General features: G+C 34.4%; 10 protein-coding genes. 2 read left to right on the forward strand and 8 right to left on the reverse strand.

Annotated elements, in window-relative coordinates; translation table 11 throughout:
- A partial coding sequence (locus HOG71_11305) for a hypothetical protein (GenBank protein ID MBT5991425.1) occupies window positions 1-3,357 on the reverse strand: 3,357 nt, incomplete at its 3' end.
- Between the two features lie 205 nt (window positions 3,358-3,562).
- Here HOG71_11305 and HOG71_11310 point away from each other — a divergent pair.
- The gene (locus tag HOG71_11310; protein MBT5991426.1) at window positions 3,563-4,438 is read left to right on the forward strand and encodes a glycoside hydrolase family 25 protein; all 876 of its coding nucleotides are present in this window, start codon (window positions 3,563-3,565) and stop codon (window positions 4,436-4,438) included.
- A gap of 76 nt (window positions 4,439-4,514) precedes the next feature.
- Here the strand turns inward: HOG71_11310 and HOG71_11315 are convergent, their stop codons facing one another.
- The 3 genes from HOG71_11315 to HOG71_11325 all read right to left on the reverse strand — a co-directional run bounded on the left by HOG71_11315 (window position 4,515) and on the right by HOG71_11325 (window position 12,497).
- A complete protein-coding gene (locus HOG71_11315) occupies window positions 4,515-5,012 on the reverse strand; it encodes a hypothetical protein (GenBank protein MBT5991427.1) in 498 nt (165 codons plus the stop codon).
- 182 nt (window positions 5,013-5,194) lie between these two features.
- On the reverse strand, window positions 5,195-9,220 hold the full coding sequence (locus HOG71_11320) for a T9SS type A sorting domain-containing protein (GenBank protein ID MBT5991428.1): 4,026 nt from the start codon (window positions 9,218-9,220) through the stop codon (window positions 5,195-5,197).
- A gap of 172 nt (window positions 9,221-9,392) precedes the next feature.
- Entirely contained in the window at window positions 9,393-12,497 is a 3,105-nt protein-coding gene (locus HOG71_11325; GenBank protein MBT5991429.1) for a T9SS type A sorting domain-containing protein, read from the reverse strand.
- 111 nt (window positions 12,498-12,608) lie between these two features.
- On the opposite strand from HOG71_11325, the gene HOG71_11330 reads away from it, so the two are divergent.
- The gene (locus HOG71_11330) at window positions 12,609-13,622 is read left to right on the forward strand and encodes a hypothetical protein (GenBank protein ID MBT5991430.1); all 1,014 of its coding nucleotides are present in this window, start codon (window positions 12,609-12,611) and stop codon (window positions 13,620-13,622) included.
- A 7-nt stretch (window positions 13,623-13,629) separates the two neighbouring features.
- On the opposite strand, the gene HOG71_11335 is transcribed toward HOG71_11330, so the two are convergent.
- The 4 genes from HOG71_11335 to HOG71_11350 form a co-directional block, all read right to left on the reverse strand.
- Window positions 13,630-14,589, reverse strand: coding sequence for a hypothetical protein (locus HOG71_11335; protein ID MBT5991431.1), 960 nt, complete (start codon window positions 14,587-14,589; stop codon window positions 13,630-13,632).
- Window positions 14,590-14,671: 82 nt separating this feature from the next.
- Window positions 14,672-15,166: a hypothetical protein gene (locus tag HOG71_11340; protein ID MBT5991432.1), complete on the reverse strand. Its 495-nt coding sequence runs from the start codon at window positions 15,164-15,166 to the stop codon at window positions 14,672-14,674.
- Between the two features lie 46 nt (window positions 15,167-15,212).
- Window positions 15,213-15,929, reverse strand: a complete 717-nt coding sequence (locus HOG71_11345; GenBank protein ID MBT5991433.1) for an NTP transferase domain-containing protein — start codon at window positions 15,927-15,929, stop codon at window positions 15,213-15,215.
- Window positions 15,930-15,932: 3 nt separating this feature from the next.
- On the reverse strand, window positions 15,933-16,243 hold a 311-nt coding region (locus HOG71_11350), incomplete at its 5' end, for a phosphotransferase enzyme family protein (protein ID MBT5991434.1).

Raw genomic sequence — 16,243 nt, forward strand, 5'->3', positions numbered from 1 at the left:
GATGGTATCAGTAAGAAGTGCATTGGTATGCCATCCGCTTCCATCGCCAAAGTTCCATTCTACTTTTTCAGGGATTAAAGGTGCATTCACTCTTATTCCATATTGCGCTGGATTAATAGGAGGACCTAAAATTCCACTTGCATTTGAGGGATCTACCCAGAATTCGTTTGGATTTAAATCGGATTCAAAAGGAGTTTGCTTGACCCAAAAATAACGTACTTCATGTGTAAACACAACCGTATCGCCACCGGGCTTATCACAAATTACTAGATCGTCTCCATCGAAATTAGCGTAATGACCGACTACAATATTTGTACTAGCTCCGGTCTGGCATCCATAAACGTTTTTTATATTTGAATATACACGGTATTTGCCGGGTACAGTCATACTCCAATCGTGCTCTATATTGCTTATGTTAGGAGCACCATCTTGTTTCATAAACAAAGTGTCAGCTAGCGTAAGCAGAAGTATTGTGTCTTTAACAAAATAGCCCTTTTTATATAAACTTTGCAAAAAGCTGAAATCTGTTTTTTCATTATGCGTATAATCAGGATGCGTGATACAGTCGGTATAGATTTTCTTGCCTGTAAAAGGATCAATAACGAACTTATGAGCATCACATAAATTGCGTATGGTATCTTTTATTTGTTTAAAGCTATCCTCCATCGATACCGATGGCCACTGTGGCGATGTATAGGGGAAATACTTGTCAGCAAAGAACTTAAAGCTGCTTATCCCAAGCTGATTGGTATCGGAAATACTTAGTATTAATTGTTGATTTGGACATAAGCGTAAATGCTGATTATTAGAATAATCCATAGGTAAATATTTGCCCGTTTGGCTGTTGTATTTATATGGATCATTAATGTTAAACGCACTATTTAAATGTGCAATGTATTTATAATCGTGATAGAAGAAGGTGTCAAAACAATCTCCTGTTTTTAAAATAAGACCAATGGTTTTCCAACCACCATTGCCATATATCCACTGTCCACCTATCATCATAAAGGTCATTTCATCAATCCAATTACAATTAATTGTATTGTGAACTTCAATTGATTCAGCTATTCCATCCAAATCTAAATCCAGTTTAGTGGTATCACTGCAAGTGGCTGAACAGTCATTTACAGAATCAAAAACCATCCACCATGTTTGTCGTGCGCAAGATGGAAGTGTTTCGTTAAAAGAAGGTATTTGAGGGTAGTTTTGTCCTACACAAGGGATTCCGTTCAATATGAGTCCGCGCTTCCCTACAGCTGGTGATGTAGTTAATTGTTTAGCCCAATTCATGGCTGGAACGTCTTTTTTCCACATGCCAAATTGAGCAACATCCCAACCCGCATTAGGTGCTTCCATAACAATATTAACAGAAGCTTCACTCATACAATTAGTGATTGTATCAGTAACAGACAGAGTCACACTATAACAGCCATCGTTTTTATAAAGATGCCATGGTTGCACTTCATTCGACCATTTGCAATCCATATCGGGCTTAACTACAGTAGAAGTACAGTTTTTGGCAGTTGCATCAGCAAAATCCCACCAATACTGCATGCTATCACTTGCCCAGGGATAGGATGGATTATAACACTGATCAAACTTCATATCAGGATTTGTCCCTGCACTTTGCTTCAATGCAAATACCGGGAAATAAAGCAAAGGATTGTCATCTATTGCATAATACCAACGATATTTAATGGAGTTATTGGTAAATCTCACATAGTTAGGTCCTGAACAATCGTGTTTAAACAAATCCGTATCGTGCATGGTCTGTATATTCACTCCCCCTGATTTGGGGAAATATACGCTTCCATTCTGAACACCTGCAGGTATATTATCACCCGGCAACCAATTACTTCCGGTTTCTAACACATCATCATAAAGTAAAGTTGTGCTATTAGCAGCTGATGAAATAGGGAGATCTCTGGATACAAGATGAGGATTTCCTGTCAGGCAAGGATGTGGTTTATAATTATTTACAAAGTTCGCTGAATCGAGTAAACTATGACAAAATGAGTCAATTTGACCAATCTGAAAAGGAGTAGTAGTTGTTCTGCTAACATAATAAACAGGGTCTCCTGAAGGATTCAAGCACCTACTGCTCATGCTATGCCAGTAGGATGCAGGGATCGGCTTTGCCTGAAGTTGATCATTGGCTGGAAAGGCAGGAGGAGGAGGCATATTAATCATGGCTTGTGGACCTACAATTGGAACGTATGCACAGAATGTTGTATCGCGAATACAGTTTGGTTCATATATTTTTAAGCTGATATGATAAACCCCTGGTGCTTTGTAATGATGGTACGGATCCCATTCTTCATCATTGGTATTTAATAACATGGACGGTGGGTCATCAAAATCCCATCTCCAATAGTATGCATTTCTTCTTGGTTTTTGAGTGAAACACAAATCATTATCCTGCCAGCATTGTGGTGGATTTGATTTTTGGACAATATCAAAATAATAGAAAATATTTTTAGCTCCTGAAAACTTTTTTATGCTATCGACACAACCATCCCATGTTATAATTTTTAATTGCGGATTGAATGTACCATCTTTTGAATAAGTGTAGATAAATGGAGGTTTTCCCCAAAGGCTATCATTATCTGTGGTAATGACTGTTCCATCTCCAAAGTCCCAGCTCCATTCTTTAATATTCTTTCCAGTTGTATCCATTGTATTCTTGAATGTAACTGGTGTTTCAGGACATCTAATCATGAATTGTGTTTCAAATTTTGGATTCAGTTTAGGAAGTACAGTAATACTTGCTGGTCTCATTGCTGTGTCCCAGCAACCATTCGTATCCGTTACTGTCAAAATAGTTGCAAAGGTGCCATCCACATGATATGAGTGACAAGGGTTTTTTATAGTACTACTATAAACTCCATCTCCAAAATCCCAGTGATAAGAATTGATTGGAGCCCCGGTGAAAACACCTGGTTTGGAATTGTCTTTAAAACAGAAAAGATTCTGTTCAAAACACATGATATCAGTCAAGGGTAATATAAAGTCTGCTTTTGGTTTATCGTAGATGGTTATGATTAATGTAGTGGGTCCGCATTTAACAGAGCCATCGCTGTTGTAAAGTGTTACACTAGCCGTGAAAACACCAAATGTATCGTACACATAATTTGTAACAGATGTAGGTTGTAAGCTTGTATCGCCTGTTCCATATACCCATTTTATGGCATTAAAGGTAGTTGTAGCTGGTATAGAGAATCTAATATTATCTCCTAGGCATGCAGTGGTTTTATCGGCTTGTAACGTACATTGTGCTGTTGAAGAAAAGTAAATAATTGAAAATAGAAAAACAAAAACAATACATCTGAATTTCTGATGACTTTTAAAGTGCGTCATATGGAATAGTTTTAAATCAAAAAGAATAGATAACAAGATCAAATATACAGTTTTCTGTTATGTAATTTTCGATAATTAAAAATGTTTTGAAGCAATCAAAAGTAGGACGAATAAAAGAACACAATGGTTGCAAAAGATTTTTTTTAATCTTCATCTTCCTTTATTTTTGATTCCATTAAAATTGATCTCTCTAGGCAAAATGTATATGGAAAATTCTTCGTCTGAACATTTATGTGTTTCTTGTAAAAGCTCAATAGATACAAACGCTAATTATTGTCCTCATTGTGGAAAATCACAAAAAGGCATTGGTAGAAGAAATCTCAGACCACGTTTGCTTTCCATTATAATGATTTCGGCTGCCATGCTATTATTTGCTGCATATTTTGGTTATAAATATGGTAACCGAATTATTTACAAAACCTATGAGCTTGTCAGGAATCATCCCAACGAATTTGACAAACTGTTTGCGCAATGGGATGTTTATGGACTGGATGTTTCAGAATATCAAGGTCGGATTGACTGGCGTAAAGTTGAGAATATTTTTGGTGAACATCCAATAAAATTTACCTTTATCAGGGCAACAGCTGGGCATAACAAAGTGGACAAGTATTTTGAAAGAAATTGGGCAAAGGCACAAAAGAAAGGTTTTGTATGCGGTGCTTATCACTATTACCGACCCAATGAAAATTCTACCCAGCAAGCAGAGAATTTTATCAATACGGTAAAACTCGAAGAAGGAGATTTCCCCCCTATATTAGATATTGAAAAATTATCAACCACACAATCAGTTGCTAACCTGAAAAAAGGAGTAAGCAATTGGTTAAACATCGTGGAGAAGCATTATGGTATTAAGCCCGTTATTTATTCTGGTTCAGCTTTCTATAGGCAATATTTGCGATCAGAATTTAAAGAATATGGTTTGTGGGTTGCGAATTATAATCGAGTTAAAAAACCATCTACTGCCAAGTGGTTGTTTTGGCAATACTCCGAAAGAGGTCATGTTGCTGGTGTTAACGGACGAGTAGATATTAATGTGTTCGATGGAACTGAGTTGGAGTTGAAAGAAATGTGTTTAAAATGAATAAAATTTGACCTAACTGGTTTTTTTCAACCTGTTAGGTCGAAAATTTTATGGGAGAGAGGTAGGGCTGAACTAATTATTTCGTCTTTTCTTTGTTTTCAAACACTTCCATTATGTCAATTCTACTCACATTATTTAACAATACGATTTGTATATCTACTAAATTTAGTGAAAAATATTGCTGGTTTAAGGTGTCTAAATGCTCACTTTTGACCTTTTGATCTTCAGAAATCCAATAGCTTTTGCTTAATAGCAATTGATTATTTTTATCGAAAAGTGAAATGGTAAAGTGTCTGCGCTTATTACTACTTTCTTTTTCAATAGGTTTTATGTTCGTATTCAACTGTATTTCTAGCCAATAGGATTCGTAACCATAGCCGAAACCACCTTCGCTCAAATAGGTGTAATCATAATTGCCTCTTTTGATAATAAACTGACTGGCAACTTCAACAATTTCATTATTACTTGAAATAATATAATTGCTTTTAATGCCACCTAATTGTTCTGTTAATGATTGTGAATAGAGCAATGAAGAAATGAATAGTAAAATGAGGAAGCTAAGAAATCTTTTCATTTGTGTTTTTTATATGCAAATAAAGCAAATATTACACCTGAAAAAAGAACCACTAACTATTCTGAGTGGGTAGAAATTTGACCCAATAGTTTTAAATAGCATAACCGGCTTGACACGACCTAGCAGGTTTTATTCGACCTAACAGGTTTGAATCAACCTATTAGGTCTTAAAGGTTGGGGAATTACTTTGTTTTTGTAATCATTTTCATTACAACTTGGTTTTCAGCATTAACAATCCGAATAAAATAATTGCCTGAAGCTAGTTTATCTACAGCTAATTTCTCTTTGTTAGCTCCTGAAGGGTATAGCTTAGATTTACCATTGAAAACCATTTTGCCATGTAAATCATACAATTGAAAATTGAGTTCGGAAGGCTGAGTAAGTGTAAACTCAATTTCAACAGACTGCTTGAAAGGATTTGGATATACGTTAAAATTATCCAGATAAGTTGAATTAACAATTCCTGCTCCGGTAATATTAATGAAAGAGGAGTCTTTATTTATACAGCTTTCAATACTGCTGACAATGAGATTGACCTTGTATTCCTGATCAATTTTGTAGGTATGACTTGCTAGTTTTATTGTACTACTATCTCCATCTCCAAAAAACCAAAGATAGGAGAGGAGGTTGGTGTCGTTTGGCATAAAGTCAACTAAGCCATGCGTTTGTATAGTGTTGGTAAAACTGGCATCAGGTAATTCGTAAACAATAGCTGTTTGTTTAGTTGTATCCCAGCATCCAAAACTTGATATGCTGGTTAACAATATGTCAATTGATCCATCAACAGTTGGTTTATAATTTGGATTCTCTTTGCTTGATGTATCAATCCCATCAAATAGCCAGACATAGTGAAGTGTGTCGCCAGAGGAAATAAATGATGAATTACTGAATTTTAAGGTATCTCCAAAACAGATGGTTTTATTATCGATAGTGAAGTTGGCATAGGGCTTCTCATAAACCTGAATCTGCTTGCTGATGGTATCTGCACATTGTTTATTTGATTGAACAACTAATTGCATACTAAAGCTTCCCATTGTATCAGGAACGACAATCGGACTGTAAACTGTGGATGTATCCTGTAAACCATATTCCCATCTAAAATTCAAAGTGTCGCTGCTGGCAATAGAAGAGTTATTGTTTATTTTCAATGTATCTCCCAAACAAAGCTGAGGCATTAAGTAGTTAAAGTCAGCTTGAGGTATTGCATTTACATTCACATATTTTACCAGATATTTTGAACATAATTTATCTGAGAAAGCAGATAGTCTGATGTCAAAGTTTCCAAATGTTGTTGGAATAAAATATGGCTCTTTCAGTGTAGATGTATCTGTTTTGTTAAAATGCCAATGATATGTTAGTGCATTTCCCCAAGGATCGATTGACGAATTTGTCATAAAGACCGTGTCGCCAAGGCAAATTTCATGGGTAGTGAAGTCAATAATAGGCAAAGGATAAACAGTTAATAATTTGCTAATTGAATCGGAACATGCATGATTAGTTAAAGCTTTTAATGTAATCCAATATTGACCACTGTCATAAAATGAAAAGCCATTATAGGAAGTTGAAAATAGTCCATTTCCAAAATCCCAGTAAAAGTTAATCGTATCAAAAAGCGATGGAGTCTGATTAATGAACCAGGCTGTATCGTTAACACACATATCATTTAAGTTAAACGAAACAGAAGGCGATTCATGAACAATTGCTTGTGCGTTATAATCATTAGTGCAGCCAGAAGTGGCTGTGGCTATAAGCTTTACGTTATAAGAGTCAGCAATAGCATAGGAGTAAACAGGGTTAGCAGTAACTGAAGTGTCACCGTTCCCAAAATCCCAATGATAGTTGAGGTTTCCTGAGGAAACTGTTGAGAGGTTGGCAAAATGACTGGAAGTGCCCATACATGTATTGTTCACTGAAAACTCAGGACTTATATTTTCTCCAACTTTCAGGTAATGCTCATATTCACGACTACATCCATTCGATAGATTCAAGCTTAAGCTAATTCTGAAAAGGCTATCCGTATCGTAAGATGTTGTAATAAGCAAAAATAGCATTTGATGTGTTTGTGCAGGATCACTAATGTATTTCATAATGGGCCATTGTCCGAATTCAGTTTCAATTTTTGCATCGCTAATTGTCCAAGCAGTTCCATAGTCGTTCCAGCTCAAACCAGTTGGTAATTGAAATGTATAGTAGCTGGTATCTGAATGACAAGAAATGTCAGGATCGGCTGCTGTTCCTGCATTAAATATGGTTTTGTGGTTAATGAAATAAGGAATTATTTTTCCTCCCTGAGGAACAGTGGGGTAAATATACCTGCTTGCCCAAATCGTATCATTTCCTCTTCTGTCATCACTACCAAAGCGAGAAAAGCATTTGAATTGGAATTGACCACCTACAGTGGAATTAAAAGTTCCTATCCAGAGCGTATCGATTTGATTTGCATTCAAAATATTTACTGACTTGCTAATGGTTTTTGTAAGCGGTCCTGAAATTTGAACCCGAAAGGGGATGTTGTACGTTTTTCCTGCACCGATGTTTTTGGCAATAATATAAACATCCTGCATGCTGTCTCCACATGTACTGTCGGCCGGTAAAAACAATCCAATTAAAGCAATATCGGTTTGTGCAAAAATCTTGATATCATCAATGGCAATGCCTTCATCATTACTTGATCCATCCGCTAAAAAGCGATAGCGAATTTTCACTGAAGTTTCGTTGCCAAAATCACTTAAACTAGCTGTGTATTTTGTCCAAGAGGAATTACTCCCACTAAAATAAGGAGGGGCAAAAGGTCCTCCAGTGTTTGTAGCATTGTAAAAATTGGTGTTAGAACTATCTACTCTTTTCCATGTTTGCCCCTGATCAGTACTTGCTTCTACAACCATCGGATCCCATTTGTTTTCTGTTTCAAGTCGCATGTAAAAAGATAAGCTAGGGCTTGCAAAACCAGAAAAATTAAAGCAGGGAGATTGTAAATAACTTTGGCAATTATCGGGATAATTCGATCCCAAATAGGTCATCCATGACTTACTTCCGCTATATGCTGAATTAATTTTTGTTTGGGCAGGTGCTCCCCATTCCCATGGATTGGTGCTGGTAATAATTCCACTATGCCAATAGCTCGCATTATTTTCAAAGTTTGTGAAATACGGAAAAGAATCAATAGAAGGAGTTGAAAAAAGCGTGTGGGCAAATAAGGTGTCATTCGCATAAAATGTATCAGTTGCCAAGCTCGACCAAGCTGTAATTTCGAAATTGCCATAGGATGAGAAATCTGCTTTTTGCGAAAATGAAAATAGGATACTAGAATTTGAAGCAATAGACTGCGTACATGTATCAATTACCGCATTTGCCCCATTGATTTGGTAGCCTACTATAACTGTGTTTTGGGTTTGAATTCCATTATTTTTAATACGAATAGAAATATCCTCAGAAGAACTTGCTCCACAGCCAGAAGTTGTGATGATCTGGTCAATCGACACATCATGCTGATAAATGATTTTTTCCCATGAATATGATAGACCTGGGGGAGGAGAAATACTGCTTGTTATTCGGCATCTGTCGCTGTTGTTTGTTCCATTTTTTGAATTGCTCCAATTATCTGAATTTCCGATTTTTCGATTACTGAAATCTGTATTGCTATATCCTCTTAAGCCCACTTCAAATAAATTATCGATAGAATTTGTATAGCCAGCTAATTCACAACGCCCATAAACAATGTCAATTTTATTCGTTGATTCCGATAAACGGATTTGAAAATCGAGGCTATCGCCATTGAATCCATATCTTTTAAAGTTCAACCATTGCACAACAAATACCCGATTTGGAGCTGTTCCTATCGATTGAGATCTAAGTTCACCATTTGATTGTCCCTTCAAATCGTAGGTTAAAGCAGAAACGATGTTTGCGGTTCCATCCGGATCACTAATTGGGTTATAGGTTTCAACAATCGATGAGCCAAATGCAATGTAACCGTTGCTATTGATACTTATTTTCGTATAGGTTTGTCCGTTAAAGAGGAAACTGAAGCCGATACTTAGTCCGCTATAACTGGCATCATCAACTGTAGCAGAACCATGTTGTGTTCCACCACTAATCGGATTAAAACCTGTGATAGTATCCTGAAAGGTATAATTTCTGACTTGTGCTGTTAATTGAAAGTTTAGAAATAACAGAAGAGAAATAATGAATGCTTTAATCAGGTTCATAATGTTATAATTTGAAAGAAATTAGAGTTTGTATCAAGGATTAATTTAGATATAAAATATTGAACAAGGTAAAGTACTTTCATATTGAATTTCATGGAACTGAACGATTAATGTTGTGAAAGTGTTAAAGTTAGCATGTGTTCTATCCAATAAAAGTTGTAATGTATTGGAGTTATTTTTTGATAAATAGTGAGTTGTAGAAGTTCCTTTCGGAAATGACTGAAATTGTATACAATCCGCTTTCAAGATATGAGACATCAATATCAAGATTATTTACTCCCATAATTTGTTGAGTAGAACATGTCTTTCCATTGATATCTATGATTCGGATTGTATAAACTGCTAGCTTATTTAATCCATCGATTCTCAATATTTCTGAAGCTGGATTGGGGTAAAATTCAGGGAAGTCATTTGATATTTCAGTTTTACCGACAGTAACTTTTGGGTAATAATAAGAAGTGCTTTTACAATATCCATCTATATTTACTAATACTGATAAAGTATCAATTCCTATGTTTTGCCATTTTACTTGTACTTTATAGGTTCCCTGACCAGCTAATATCAATCCCTTTTGTATGAACCAATAATAATTTGCGTTTGTAATAGAATCTGTTCTAAAGTCAAAAACAGAATCAATTACAGTATAATTATTGCCAATTATTGGTCTGTTTCCTATGGGTAATCCATCTTGTAAATAGATGGTGTCAGTGGAATAATTCCCACAAAAATCGGTGCCAAATGCTATGAGTCGACCAGGTCCTAGTTTAACGCATAATCTTGAAGTATCGCCATTTGACCACAAGAATTGAAAATTCGGAGTTCCTCCTATAATTGTGTTTATTCTGGCCTTTCCATTTTTTGATCCCTGACAAGCTATGTTTTGAATAATATCAGCAGTAATAATAAAGGAATCAGGTTGTTTTATCTCAAAAGTATCATAAATTTCACACTCAAATGAATCAGATGTTTTAAGGAAGTAAAGCCCTGCTTTAGCATGCTTTATTTCTTGCCCTTGAGTTCCATTATTCCATGAATGGGTGAAAGGAGGATTGTCTCCCAATGTTTTGATCTTGATATATCCTGAACTATCATTTCTGCAAAATATATGGGTGAGGCTATCTGTACGTGTGTAAAAGGGATTTGGTTGTAATATCTGAATTGCGCTATGTAATGTGTCGGAAAAAGAATCAGTAACGACCACAGAATAATGACCAGCTGCAACATTGATGATAAAGCTGGTTGTATCTCCATTCGACCAATTATAGGAATAAGGTGGTGTTCCTCCATTTACCATTATGCTTACATATGCTTTTTTGCCATTCCAGCATATATTGTGATGAATTGAGTCGAAAAATGAACTCATTGGAATGTATGGTGGTTCGGTAAGTATAACAGTATCACTGACTGCATTATTGCATGAATCTGAGACAATTACTGAATATTTACCTGCTTTCTGAAAGTAAATGTAGTTTGTTGTATCTCCATTTGACCATACATATCGAAAAGGAGGGGTTCCTTCATGAACCGAAACTCGCGCATAGCCATTTGTTCCATTCCAGATAGTAACATGCTTTATTGAATCAAAATATATAGAATGAAGGCCAGGTTCAAGGATAATGACACTATCATGAAATTGTAAATTGCATGAATCATTTATTGTAACATAGTATAATCCTTCACCAAGATTTGTTGTAGTTTGTAATGTATCACCATTGGACCAAAGATATCTGAAGGGTGGTGTTCCTCCTGTATGTAATATTGTAGCTGAACCATTGGTGCCTCCAAAACAACTAGCGTCCTTTGTATTAAATCCATCGGGAATTGGATAGATTTTTATAGTCTTAAACATTATTGATTGAACTAAGGTGTCACTTTTTTTATAATATTTACAACCAATTGTGTATTCACCAGGTTTTGTAAATTGATGTACCAGAACTCCAGCTTTAATATCAAATCCATTTTGAAATTTTCCTTTCCAGTGAATATTATATAGAGAAGTATCAAGATTTGTATAAAAAAAGTAGTTGCCACATCCTGAGTCAATTACACTAATACTATCTTTTGCAAAATCGCTTCTGTATAATAAAAACTCATAGGATGAACGTCCTAATAAAGGGCATACACTATCATTAAGAAGTACTGTAAATCTTAGAGGCAGTGAGCTAAGATAATTTTGATCAACTTTCCATCCTAAAGTTGCATTTCCATGCTTAACAGAATTATTAGATAACCAGGAAGCATTTGGCAAAGCATTATTATAAAAAATATCAACAAAGTCGTTTGCGTTTTGATCATTTGTTTGCAATGTTAAATTGATTGAATCCCCAGCATTAACATAAATATTTGTAATCGGATTTGTGAGAATAGGTGGTGCGTTTGGTTGACATGAAATAACATGAATATAAAATTCTCGATGTGTATATCCAATTGCCTGATAAATTCCATTAATTTTACGCCATTCAGTTACTTTTATTGATAATAGTGTGTTTTGAACTTTGGTTGGAGTAAATCGTATTTCTCCAGTAATAGGATTTAAATGGAAGCCTTGTGGAAATGTTAAAGTATCATTTGGAAATCCATCATACGTGAGTGGGCTAATAACAGAATAGGAGCCTTTATAAGGACATGATGCATTACGTTCTTTTCTGGGATGTACAAGTTCAAAACTAAGTGAATCAATTAAACCAATACCATGCTGTGTGTCGAGTTCAATTGTACCCATACTTTGTATAAAATGTTGATTTATACATACAATTGTTGCAGGTTCATTTGTAAATACAGGAGAATTATCACATGGTGTTAAGCATCTATTCAATTCTGCGGAAGTAAAGAATGAACAATATTCAGTATTTGAAATACCAGCAGGGCGACAACATTGATAATATTCCATTCTAATATTACAGACATTTCCAATCGAAGAGAATGACACAACTTTCTGATATACATATTTTTCAATTCCAAATACAAAAGGACTTGATTTGTGTTGACATCTTGTTGTAACAATGTTGCAGGTTGGTGTTATATCTATTGAAGACGGTTTTATAATACTAACTGAAAAAAGTGTTGTGTCATTAATTGCATTTAAAAAATTAATTGATTCGTTCCCAATGGGAACTCCATTGCATTCACGATAAATTTCAAGTGTAATAAGGAAACTATCATTTCCAACACACTTCCAAGATAAATCAGAACCAATTATATGAGATGAAAAAGATGATGAAATACAGATGATCTCAAAGAATATAACGAGTACAAAAAGTTGAATGATTTTTTTCATATGCAAAAATGTTAACATCTTAACACGAAACTAAGTTAACATTATTCATATAATATTTATTCATTATGAAAACATTTATACATTTGTTAAGGGTTTTTTCAAATTACTACTATGCTAAAACGATTCATTTTAATATGTTTAGTGTTACTCAGTACTTGCCAGCTGTTTTCTCAAAGTAAAATATATTCAAGTTCAGATACTTTATGTAAAGGCGAAAGTGTGATAATGACAATCGATTCATCACTTCCTTATGATTCAGTTTATTGGTTTAAAAATGATTCACTTTATCTTATTTCTGATACAAACTTTCTAGGCATATTTGATGCTGAACTACTTGATGCAGGATATTACTATTATATATTAAGGGATAGTATCTTTATTGATACAAGTGAAATTCAATACTTACACATTGAAAATGTAAAAGCAAGTTTTACAATTAATGATAGTTCACAGTGTTTTCTTAGTCATTTGTTTATTTTTAATAATGAGAGCTTAAATGCAAAGAATTACAATTGGAACTATGGAGATGGTACTCATGCCAGCACTATAACAGGATTTCATGTTTATACTCGTGCGGATGAATTTACTGTTAAACTAAATGCTGAATCAGAATTTGGATGTGTTGATTCAGTAGCTAAGAAAATTATTGTTAACCGAAAACCAAATAAGCCCATTATTAAATTTCAAGAACCTGATGAAATTATCTGTTATGATATTGCTTCAAATTATTACTGGTTTAGGAATGACACCTTACTTTTTGACAATGCTAAAACTATAAAAGTAAGCGGTTATGGAATATATCGAGTCGTAGTATCTAACGATAGTTGTTTTTCAGATACGTCTGATGTTGTAGACATTGTAAATCATATTTTTTCCACTGAATTTAGTAATTTTCTTTTTTTCCCTAATCCGGTTATTGACCTATTTCAAATCAATCTGGGAAAGTTTTACAACTTTGTTGATGTTGAAATTTTAAATTGTATTGGTCAGAAAGTATTTCGAAAAGAGTATACTAGCGTAGTTAAAATTGAAGAGTCAATATCATTAAAGGGTGGATTATATTATTTAGTTGTTAAAACCAAAGATAGCAAACAATTCATACAGCATTTTATAGTGATTAAATAAGAGGTCATTAATACACAATCTCAATCTCTTCCATCAATAATTGGTTTTCGTCCACACTGTTTTTTATCATTTCCATTTCAATTGTTAATAGATAAATCCCGGGTGGAAGGGTCAGCGCATCTATTTTTTCATGGACTACTTTACTGCATGCTTTATCCTCTTGAATGGAATATTCATATTCAGCAATTGTGTTTCCATCATTTGCATCATAAAGTGTATAATAAAAATAAACTTCTTCGGGGGTGCCAATTTCATAGGTATACACAATCTCAAACGATTCGTCATACTTAAAACTTCGTTTAATTCCTGTAAGCGTTGCTATTTCTTGTCCATGCAATCTTAAATCAACAAAGGCTGTTGTAGTATAAAGCAGGTTTAATTTATTCTTCTTTCGTTTACCATAATTCAAACCATATACTACTTTAGTTCCTTTGGGTAGTTTAGGGATTTTTCGCAAACCGGGTTTGTCAGTTGGTTCAACATAATAGGTTTTGAAAAGTTCAGGACTAAACTTCTCCACCTTTTTATACATATTTGTATAGGATTCTTTTTCTTCCTTCCTGATTTTTTCCATGATGAATTTGAAATATTCACCCTTTTCTTTTTCTACTTTGTAAACTTTTTGACTCTCAATAAACTCAATTTGAGATGAATCAGTAAAGTTAGAAACAAGTGCTGCCAAATCATATTCGTTAAGCGTTGTTTCATTCATTTTTTTTGTTCGCAAGTCCTCAACTGAAAAAGGAGCTATCCATTCAAACCCTTCAGCAGGTTTACTAACACTAATTTCATCCGGATCAAGGCTGTTGTACTCAGCTGATTCTTTAGAAGCATTTCTAAAAGAGGTGTCTTTCATTTTAAGAATGATATCCTTTTGTGATGTTCGGATTTCAGCATTAAAATCCTGAGAAAATAAAGGAAATATTGCCCCTAAATAAATTAACATCATTATTAATACATGCCTCATATTCGCTTATCAAAGGGTTGAGTGGATTATTATCAAGTGAAATTTACATATTTCTTGCTGATTTCATATTTGATAAAGCTGATTATTCAGAAATGAAATCTGGTTTTAAATGAAGGAAATAATTTTTATTTCTGTAGACTATTGGAAAATCAATCAGTAAATAAACGGGGATGGTTTCGTAATAATTAATTCTTGTTATTGAATTATTCTGTACAGAAATGAATTCAGCATTTTTATAGGAAGTGCTTACAAATTCTGCTTTTGAATAATGTTTGTCTTCCTGATCGATATAGCGTAGGCGACTGCTAATCAGGATGCTATCAGTGCTTTCTTTTAATGTGATATCACAAGCTATATTGTTCCCAATCCGAATTTTATAATAGCATTCGTTTAAAACTAGTTTATCCTGACTTTCACGAAAATACATGCTGAAGTGTACACTTTCAATTTTCGTTATTTTGTTGTTGGTGGATAAGGCATACATACCAGATTCTGTTTCAATGGGAATCACATTGGTTTGGCAAAATCCAATATGACTAAATAAAAGAAATAATATCAAAACAGAATGTTGAAACATGTTGATGTATTTGTGTTTTTGAATGTGCCAAAGTTAAAGGATATTCCTAAAACATAACATTTTGCTTAATAAACTCAATATCCTGGATTTTTCCGACATCATACCAATCACTTGCATTATGTTCGTAAGCCATAATCTTTTCGTATTTGCAGACGTGGAGATATAGATCCACCAATGAAAAGACCTTTTCAGATGGCATATATTGAAACAATTTTGGTGAAATTATTTGAATGCCACTGAAAGCTATTTTGTGTAGAATTCCATCAGATTTCGAAATTTTTTCTTCTTTTGTACTCACATTAGTCCATCCGCAAAGATGTTTTTGTTCGTTGAATAAAAAATACCTCGATCCTTGCCTATGGCTAACAGCAAGTGATGCAATGCCATTCGATGCTTGATGAAAATCGGATAGTTTGTTGAAATCAATGTTAGAGATAATATCTACATTATGTACTAGAATGTCTTCTTCTTGCCCCAGAAGCTTTCCTGCTTGCTTTATTCCGCCACCTGTATCAAGTAATACATCCTCTTTAGAAAGCTGAATATTGATTCCAAAATTTTTGTGTTTAGTGAGGAACTCTTCTATTTGATTAGCTAGATAACAGGTGTTTATAACAATATCTGTAATCTCAAATTGGATGAATTTTTTGATCAGTATTTCCAGTAAGCTTACACCTTTTATTTCAACAAGAGCTTTGGGTTTGTTATTTGTTAATGGACGCAATCGTCTGCCTTCTCCGGCTGCTAAAATCATTCCTTTCATGTGTCAGATTTTTTGTTGAATTTCCATTTCAACATGCCTTAATTCGAGATTAATATGCTTGTTATCAGCAAAGTGTTTGGCCAACTGATTCGCGCAATAAACGGATCGATGCTGCCCGCCCGTACATCCAAATGAAATCATGAGATGATTGAATTTTCGATCCAGATAATTTTGAATACTGCAGCTAACTATGCCTTCGACTTGATTGATAAATTGTTGAACTTCATCAAGAGGACTTAAGTAATTGATTACTTCCTGATTGTTTCCTGTTAATTCTTTGAATTCTTTCAATCGCCCCGGATTAGGTAAAAAAC

The sequence above is a fragment of the Bacteroidota bacterium genome, assembly GCA_018698135.1.
GTDB lineage: Bacteria > Bacteroidota > Bacteroidia > CAILMK01 > JAAYUY01 > JABINZ01.